Origin of the sequence: Aquabacter albus, assembly GCF_040049275.1 — a bacterium.
Classification (GTDB): Bacteria; Pseudomonadota; Alphaproteobacteria; order Rhizobiales; family Xanthobacteraceae; genus Aquabacter.
Map to the genome: position 1 here is coordinate 198,329 of NZ_JBDZDT010000012.1, position 8,720 is coordinate 207,048.

Genomic DNA, 8,720 nt, shown 5'->3' on the forward strand with positions numbered 1-8,720 from the left:
CGGGTAGGAATCTTCGCGAAATGCGACAGGTTTCTCATCTCATGGCTGCCGGAAAACATCCTGATAGGGCGGGGATGGCGTTCTGAAATTTTTCTGAAATTGCCTTTTGGGCTTCGTCTTTTATGGATTGCTCTTCATATTCCGCCGCATCGGGCGGGTTGCCGGGGCGGCGGGGGCATGGTGTTTCGTTTCGCCAGCTTTGAACTGGACGAGCAGCGTGCTGAGCTGCGCGGAGCCGATGGGGCGGCGATCAAGCTTCGGCCGAAGACCTTCGAGATGCTCCGGCTGTTCGCGGGGAACGCTGGCCGTGTCCTCAGCAAGCAGGAGTTGATGGAGGCGGTCTGGCCCAACGTCCACGTCAGCGAGGACGGCCTGTTCCAATGCATCCGCGAGATTCGCACCGCGCTCGGCGACGATCAGCGGCAGATCATCAAGCTCGTGTCCGGCCGTGGATACCTGTTCGCCGCCGAAGCATCCATCGAGCCGGTCGGCCCTGCGGCTTCAGCCGAAGCGGCGTTGCCCGTTCCGGAGCCGCACGTTGATCCACCGGCGAATGTGGAGGCCGCGGCCGAGGTTGCAAAGCCGCGGCGGCCCCTGTTTGGCCTGCGCGGGCCGGCGGTCGCCGCCGCCGTGGCGAGCCTGTGCGCCATTGTCGGGATTGCCGTCGCTATTGCGGTCCTTCGGTCTGATTCTCTCTTCAAGCGGACGCCGCCGATCATTGCGGTGATGCCGATCGTCGATGCAAGCGACGACCGTCAGGGCGGCGCCATGGCGGCAGGCGTGACCGATCGCCTGATCGAGGGTTTCGCCGAGATCGGCAATATCCGCGTGGCGACACCGCGATCAGGAGTGGCGGCCGCTTCCGAACCGGCGTCCACATCCTCCGCGCAATCGGACTTCGTGCTGCAAGGCGATCTGCAGAAGAGTGAGCAATCGTGGACCTTACGGGCACGCATGCTCAACACCGTCACCGGCGAGGTAGAATCGGTCGCAACGGCTTCGGTTGAGATCAACGTCGGAGACCTGCAACTCCAGCAAACGCGGCTTGCTGCTGGAGCAGGTGATCCGCTGGCCCGTCGCATGAACGCGCTCCTGGAAGCCGGTGCCCGTCGGGCCGGCGATGCCAAGGTCGTCATCGAACAGGCGCTCGCCTCGATCAACCGAACGACCCGTGAGCGTTTTGCCACGGCGCAGACCATGCTGGAGACATCTCTCGCCGATGAACCCGACAATGCCGATCTGCAAGTCGCGCTTGCCGCGCTTCAGCTGCGCGGGATCATGATGGTCTGGTACGATCCCGCCGAGAGCGCGGCGGCTGAGGGCAACGCCAGATCGTTGCTGGAACGCGCCTTGCGCGCCAAGCCCCGTTACATTCCAGTGCTGGACGCCTATTGCCGCTTCCAGACGGCGACCAATCAGTTTGCGGAAAGCCTGGTGGCCTGCGCGAGAGCGTTGAGCTTCGATCCGTGGAACGGGGCGGCTCTTTACAACATCGGCCTTGCGCAAATTCAGTTGGGACGCTTCGAGGATGCGCTGGCGACGTTCGAGCAGGCCGATCGGTTCGACACGCCCGAAGTCTCGCGCTGGACCTGGCTGCTTGGGGCAGGATGGACTTCCCTGCTCATGGGCCGCAACGAAGATGCGGTGTCCTGGCTGAAGCGGTCGATCGCCATTACGCCGGCGTCGGGGCGCTCCTATTTCTTGCTGGCCGTAGCCTATCAGCGCCTGGGTCGGCCGGACGAGGCAAACGCGGCCTTCGCAAAAGCCATGGAGCTGAGACCTGGGTCGACGGTCCTCAACGTACAGCCATCGACCGTGAACGCGGGCCAGGCTTATCTCGAGGCGAGCAAGCTGGTCATGCGCACCATGGCCGAGATCGGATTGCCGGAGCGCTGACTGTTTTCGCAGGCGTTGGTGGCACCGGCAAGCCTATCGCCGGCTCCCTGCGATACCCGCGGAACCTACGGGAGCTGCTGGGGGCCGACACCGTTGCCGAGATTATTCAGCAACACCGCCCGCACTCGAATGGAACGGGTTGCCAGTCAATTCCGCCGCTGGACTTGAAGCCGGACCGATCGAGATGATCCAGCCGCCTTGCAATAGAATGGGCGTAGAACTCAGCCTGTGATGACCGCGCTCGATCGCGCCCCGGATGTTTAGGCACTTGGCACCAGTTTCGGACCTGCGCCGATATCGTTGAAAAAGTCGGTTCCGGAACCTCGGGGGCATAGCTGTCCGGGGCGGAGACGCGCGCCTTCCACCTCATGCTGTCACGGAGCGCGGCCCGTTCGGCAGGAGCTTCGCGAGCTTCCTGAGGTTTGCGCCGCGGCGGCGAGGTGGAACTCGTCGCGGGCTCCATTTGGCCCGCGTAGCCTTAGCCGGTCGAGCCTCAGGATCCGCTTCAGGTGGGCGAACAGCATCTCCACCTTCTTCCGCTGCCGGCGTGAGGTGACGTAGTCGTCCGTGGCGGCGATGTCCCGAGCGATGTCGCGGCCCCTTCGTGGATCGAACGCGGGATCTTGCGGGCGGGTGTATTGGGACAGCACTCGGGCTTCAACGCGCAGGCCTCGCAGTCCAATTTGCTAGCACGGTAGCGCATCATGCCGTCATCATCGACAAGTGGCGCGGCATCCGGTAGGCCTTCTGCCGCTGCCGCAACAGCTTGCCGGCCGTGCAGATATCGGCATCTGCATCGCGATTGTAGGTGAAGTCGGACCGGCAGAAGGTGCCATCCTGGCGCTCGGATTTGTCGAACACAGGGATGTGCGGCTCGATTCCGCGCTCGTGGACCAGCCAGGGGAGGTTCTCGGCCGAACCGTAGGCGCTGTCGGCGGCAAGGCGCGCTGGCCAGAGGCCGAAGCGATCTTGCGTACGCTCGATCATGGTGCGTGCCGCCCCGACCTCCGCCTGACGGATGGCGCGGCAGGCTTCCACATCGACGATGACAGCGTGGTCCAGGTCGATCAGGTAATTGGTGGCGTAGGCGAAGAAGGCATGCCCTTTCAAGGCACCGGTCCATTGGGCCGCCGGATCTGATCTGGAGACGAATTTCGGCTTCACCTCGCTGGCCGCGCCCCAGGCCGCCTCGTCCAGCGTGTCGAGATATTCCCGAACCGAGCGGCGTGTCTCAGCGAGCGCTTCCCAGTCCACCTGCTCCGAGCCTTCCGCGGAGCGCTGCTTGTTGGCATCCGCCTTGATTAGGCTGGCATCGACGGCGAAGCCCTCGCCGCCGACCAGCCTCTCTTCGATGCAGCGTCGGACGGTCATCTCGAACAGCTCTCTCAGCAGGTCGCTGTCGCGGAAGCGGCCGTGCCTGTTCTTCGAGAAGGTCGAGTGATTGGGAACAGCGCCTTCGAGGCCAAGGCGGCAGAACCAGCGATAGGCGATGTTCAGATGAACCTCTTCGCATAGGCGTCGCTCCGAGCGGATGCCGAAGCAGTAGCCGACGATCAACATCCGGAGCATCAGCTCGGGGTCGACGGAAGGACGGCTTATCTCGCTGTAGAAGGGGCGCAGATTGGCCCGCAGGCCGGACAGGTCGACCACGCGGTCAATCGCGCGCAGCATATGATCGGCCGGGACGTGCCGTTCCAGGCTGAACTCGTAGAACAGCGCCTCCTGCGCCACTGCTCGCTCGCCCATCATCACGCCGACCTCCATCCCGAAGACGACTGAATCAGGACTTCACCCTGCAGCAATGCCGACTTTTTCAACGACATCCGCCAGGAGCTGGAGCCAGGGTGTTTGATCACGCCCTCCGACACCGATGCTCGGGTTCACCTCGCCGCGTCCTCAGGTGGACAACCCCGCGGTCTCCCCGTGGTGCGTCCAGTCGAGAATGATCACGCGATTTCGCCCACTCTCCTTGGCCCGGTATAAGGCTTTATCTGCGCGGTTGGACATCGCTTGGAATGATGGATCGTCCGCCTGCAGCGACGACACCCCGATGCTCACCGTGAAGCGAATGGACGTCCCATCCTCGCTGGTCACGCTCGTCGTTGCGATGGAGGCGCGCAGCCGTTCGCCAATCGCCAGAGCCCGCGGTGGATCGGTTTCCGGCAAGATCACAGAGAATTCCTCTCCGCCGAGCCGCGCCACGAGGTCCTGGTCCCGCACAACGCTCGAGATCGAATTCGCCGCAGCCTGAATGGCCACATCGCCGGTGGGGTGCCCCCAGCAATCATTGATATTCTTGAAGTTGTCGATGTCGACCACAAGGACAGACAGCGGCCGGTCATAGCGCTTGGCGCGGTCGAACTCGTGCGATCCAGCCTCCATGAAGTAGCGACGATTGTAGATCCCGGTGAGCGGATCGAGATTTGCGAGACGGTGCGCTTTTTCCCTTTGCTTCAAGACATCCAGATGCCCGCGTAGCGCGAGCACGGAAAGCCCGGCGAGAGCAAGAAAGCCGATGGCGAACTGCCAGGCGCGGTGCCTCCACTCGCGCAGCACACGATCGAGATCGAAGGCCACGATCGAGGCAAACGGGACCTGCTCGAGCGGAGCGATACCGGCAATCCGCTTCCGCCCATCTCCTGCAATATCGGCGCTCGAGGAAGTTGGTGCACGGAGCGCAGAGAGAAACGCCGCTTTGTACAGATAGCCGGTGTCGGACGGCAGGGACGGCTTGCGCGCGATGACAAGGCCGTCTGTATCGACGATGCACAACACGTCGTTGCTGTCGGCGTCCACGGTCGAAATCCAGCCTTGGGCGAAATCCAGGTCGATGACCGCCATGGCCGCGCCCACCAGATGCCCGTCGGGCGAGCCGATCAAGCGGGTCATGAGGATCACCGGGCGGCCGGAGTGCGAATTCTTAGCCGTCATGTATTCGAAATGCAGGCTCTGACCGGGCTTGATCCGGGCATCGCGGCAGATGGTCTGGATGCTCTTCCTACCCTCCACGGGATGATAACCGACGGCGACGAAGGTGCAGTCGTCATCGAGAAGGGCCAGATCCACCAATCCTGTCATGGTCTGCGCCTTTTCCCGGAGAAGCGCTCTTAGTTGGTCTGTGCGGGATGGATCGGTGGGGGGATAGGAGAGATCCTTAGACACATCCACCCGCCCGATGACGTCTCGCAACACATAATCGGCGGCCAGAAACGTGTCCCCGAAGGAACGGCCAATAAGTTGGCTCTTCTGGAGAGCGAGCCGCGCCGCGTCATCGATGATACGGGCGCGTTCCTGACGGAAGTCGAGGACCAGGTAGAGCCCTGTCAGTAACAGACAGCCGGAGAGCAGGAAAAAGGGGGAAAGGCCCTTCCAGTTCGCCTTTGAGGAACGCATGTTTCCCTCTCTGATGAAATGGCTTCGCTTCCAATCGGTGCCCTTAATTCAAGCCATGCGTCATCTCACGCACGATATCCAACGTTCCGAGCAATGACTCCAGCAACACCTGCCGCTATTTCGATTGCCAACTCCTGATGCTATCTACAGATCCAAGTGCCGCGAATGCCAACAGACAAAGCCGGGCCGGGTGCGGTGAACGGCACCCCGTCCCCAGCCTCATTTCACGGGGCATGTCTTGGCGCGTACCTCCTGCGATCCGGCTCAGCACAACCCCGATATGCCGCATGGCGGCGCGCCCGCATCGCACCGCAGTTTTCGAGATTATATGTCCTCGACAGCTAGCGGCCCGGTCGGAAATAGAAAAGTCCGTTTGCGAGAGCGAACCAATTTCCGCTCCTGGCGCGGTAGCAACAAGGGCGCTTGGACCGGATATAGCAAACGGAGACGATGGTGCCGGCGCCTTAACGCTGAGTAGAATTTGGGGGGCCGTGACGGTCAGCCTGCCGGAATGAAACGCAGGGTGCCGGCTCGACGCGTTGGCTTTCCGGTGTCGCTCGTGTGGTTGACGCCGTCCATGACGGGCACCTCGAAGAAATCGAACGGGCTTATTCCGTCGAGGCACGCGACGTTAACAGCGTACAGGCTCTGATCGGATCGTCGTTGATGGTGCGTGTAAATCCCGCAGCGCGAACAGAAGAAGTGCTGTGCGGCTCCAGTATGGAAGCGGTAGGTCGTCAACATCTCCTCGCCCTCGAGGATCCGGATCCCGCCCATTTCGGCCATCACGACGACCGCACCGCGCATGCGGCAATAGGAGCAGGTACAGCGCCTGATCGAGTTGAAGCCGTCCCTGAGCGCCACCTCGAAGCGCACGGCTCCACAATGGCACTGGCCAGCCCGGGCCTTCGTATCGCTTACCATGTCGTTCCTTGTCGAATTCTCGCGCGGCGCGGGCATGTATAGGCGCGACGGTCGCCACTCACCGCCTTGCCAGCCGCGGCCCGAGGGCAAGGGCGAGCGGCAGATTGACCAGCGCCGCGGCGGCGGTCCCCAGCGTCGCGACGACGGGGCCGGCCTGATCGCCTACCGCGCCGAATAGCAGCGGCGACAGCGCTCCAGAGCCGATCACGCCCGTATAGAAGATGGCGAAGGCGCGCTCGGTTCGGTCAGCTGGCGCCAGTTCCGGCACGGTGCCGTAGAGCACCGACGAGGTGCCGTTCAAGGTGAGCCCCAGCAGTGGCAGGACAATCATCAGCGGCACGAGCGGCAGTACGGTGGCAAGCGCGATCATAAGGGCCGTAATCCCCTCGGTGCACAGGGTGACGGCGACGATGCGCCAGCGCTGGGCGAGCCAGCCGCAGGCGAGTTTACCCGACGCACCGCCCAGGAAAACGAGGGCGAGCGCCGCCCCGATGAGCGGCTGCGACGCGCCCTTCAGTTGCAGCAGAAACGGCAGGAACGTCAGGAAGCCCATACGCACGCCGGTATCGATCACCCCGATGGAGAGCAGCAACGGGAAACCACGCCCGCTGCGGCGCGGCGTCCCGGGTGGAGAGGCTGAGGTCGGCGGCGCCGGTTCGATCCTCGGCATGGACAGAGCGAGCAGTGCGGCGACGGCGAGGCCGGCGAGGGCTAGCAGCCACAGCGACGGCCGCCACGGCGCGATGGACAGGCTGAGGGACAGCGCGGCCGGGATAATGGCCTTCCCAAGGTCGCCGCTGAAATTATATGTGCCGAGCGGCCCGCGCGCCGCCGATCCGTAGCCGCGCGCTACCGCGCTGGAAGCGATCGGATGCTGGACGCTGGAGCCGGCGCCGGAGACGAGCAGCGCGGCATACAGCCCCATCGCGCCGCCGCTGAAGCCGGCCAACGCATAGCCGGCCGCGGCGAGCACCGTCCCGAGGATCAACACCGCCCGTCCGCCGACATGATCGGCGAGCCAGCTCGCGGGCACCTGCAGCACGGCCATGGCGCCGGCATAGAGACCGCGCAGCAGCGCGAGCGCGACATAGTCGAGCCCGAACTCGGCCCGCCATACCGGAAGGAGCACGTAGATGGCGTCGGTGTAGCCGTCATGCAGCGCGTGCGCGAGGCCGGAAAGGGCCAAAGTGCGCCTGCGGGTCGGCGGCGCGCAGGTCGGCGCCAACGATGTGGTGGTGGAGGCGTCGCTGGATGAATTTGTCACTTCGCGACTGTGCACCTGCTAGAATGCGGCGCGCAAACGACTAATTCGCCCTGTCGATGTCAGATAAACTCACATGACAGCTCCCTCGAAAGACCGTCCTCTGCCGCCTCTCAACGCCGTCCGTGCGTTCGAGGCGGCCGCGCGCCGGTCGAGCTTCAAGGACGCCGCGGCGGAGCTCGGCGTCACCCATGGCGCGGTCAGCCGGCAGGTTCGGCTTCTGGAGGAGTGGCTCGGCCCGCCAGCGCTGTTCCGCCGCCTGAGCCACGGGGTTGCCCTGACGGCGGAGGGCCACGTGCTGCTCGGTGAAATTCAGCCGGCGCTCGAGCGCATCGGCCGAGCGGCGGCAGTCCACGGCCGGAAGGCCGGCGGCACGGTGGTGCTTCGGGTTAACGCGCTCGCCACCTTCAGCCTGCGCTGGTTGGTGCCGAAGCTCGGGCTGCTGCGCGAGACACATCCCGAGATCGAGATCGAGCTGACGACCAGCAACGAGCCGGTGGACGGGCTAGCCGGCGACTATGACCTGATCATCCGCGGCGGGCCTGATGCCTTCCACGGCTTCGCGGCCCGCCCGCTGCTCCCGGAGAGACGGCTCCCCGCCTGCAGCCCCGCGTTGCTGCGATGCCAGCCGCTGGATGAGGTGGGGGATCTGGCGCGGCACACGCTTCTCCATGTCGCCAGCATGCCGAGGCTCTGGCGCGACTGGCTAGCGAAGGCCGGGCATGGTTCTCTCGAACCGGAGGCGATGCTGACGCTGGACCATTTCTATCTGTCGATCCAGGCCGCCGTGGACGCCCTCGGCGTGGCGATGGCGCCGTCCACCCTGATAGAGGACGACCTACGCGCCGGGCGGCTGATAACGCCCTTTCCGCACGTCTGGCTGCCGTCGCGCACCTATTTTGCCTACACGCCACTTGACTCGCCGCTGCGCGTCGCCAGCGACCGAGTATGTGCGTGGATCGAGGGCTTCGACAGCACGCCCCTAACGCAAATCGGTGAGCAGTAGAGATCGGCCACCGTCGTGGCGTTGTTTAAATGTCCGCTTGCCGGCAGAGCGCTGACGACCGCTCCTGGCGCTTAGCAGCAGGCTAGCGGGCACGGGTCGCAGGTTCGATTCCTTCCACCTTTAAAAAAGAAAAAGTCCGGTTTCTGGCATCTCACCAATTCCGCCGTTGACGCAGTCCGGCCGATCTAGCGGCGCAGGCGCCTTCTCGCGCGGTCCAGAATCTCGTCCGAGAGAGGGGTC

Annotated in this window: 5 protein-coding genes and 1 pseudogene; 2 read left to right on the forward strand and 4 right to left on the reverse strand. The window is 64.1% G+C overall.

Annotated features, from left to right (window positions below; translation table 11 throughout):
• Positions 1-177 precede the first annotated feature (177 nt).
• Positions 178-1,896 (forward strand): tetratricopeptide repeat protein, encoded by a 1,719-nt coding sequence (locus ABLE91_RS26230; protein ID WP_348935485.1) that lies wholly within the window; start codon positions 178-180, stop codon positions 1,894-1,896.
• Positions 1,897-2,262: 366 nt separating this feature from the next.
• Here the strand turns inward: ABLE91_RS26230 and ABLE91_RS26235 are convergent.
• From ABLE91_RS26235 to ABLE91_RS26250, 4 genes and pseudogenes are all read right to left on the reverse strand, one after another.
• Positions 2,263-3,645 (reverse strand): annotated as a pseudogene (locus tag ABLE91_RS26235) (IS1182 family transposase).
• Positions 3,646-3,792: 147 nt separating this feature from the next.
• A complete protein-coding gene (locus ABLE91_RS26240; RefSeq protein ID WP_348935486.1) occupies positions 3,793-5,289 on the reverse strand; it encodes a GGDEF domain-containing protein in 1,497 nt (498 codons plus the stop codon).
• A 498-nt stretch (positions 5,290-5,787) separates the two neighbouring features.
• Positions 5,788-6,213 (reverse strand): GFA family protein, encoded by a 426-nt coding sequence (locus ABLE91_RS26245; RefSeq protein WP_348935505.1) that lies wholly within the window; start codon positions 6,211-6,213, stop codon positions 5,788-5,790.
• Positions 6,214-6,271: 58 nt separating this feature from the next.
• The gene (locus ABLE91_RS26250) at positions 6,272-7,399 is read right to left on the reverse strand and encodes an MFS transporter (RefSeq protein WP_348935487.1); all 1,128 of its coding nucleotides are present in this window, start codon (positions 7,397-7,399) and stop codon (positions 6,272-6,274) included.
• A gap of 151 nt (positions 7,400-7,550) precedes the next feature.
• On the opposite strand from ABLE91_RS26250, the gene ABLE91_RS26255 reads away from it, so the two are divergent.
• Positions 7,551-8,480 (forward strand): LysR substrate-binding domain-containing protein, encoded by a 930-nt coding sequence (locus tag ABLE91_RS26255; RefSeq protein ID WP_348935488.1) that lies wholly within the window; start codon positions 7,551-7,553, stop codon positions 8,478-8,480.
• Positions 8,481-8,720 lie beyond the last annotated feature (240 nt).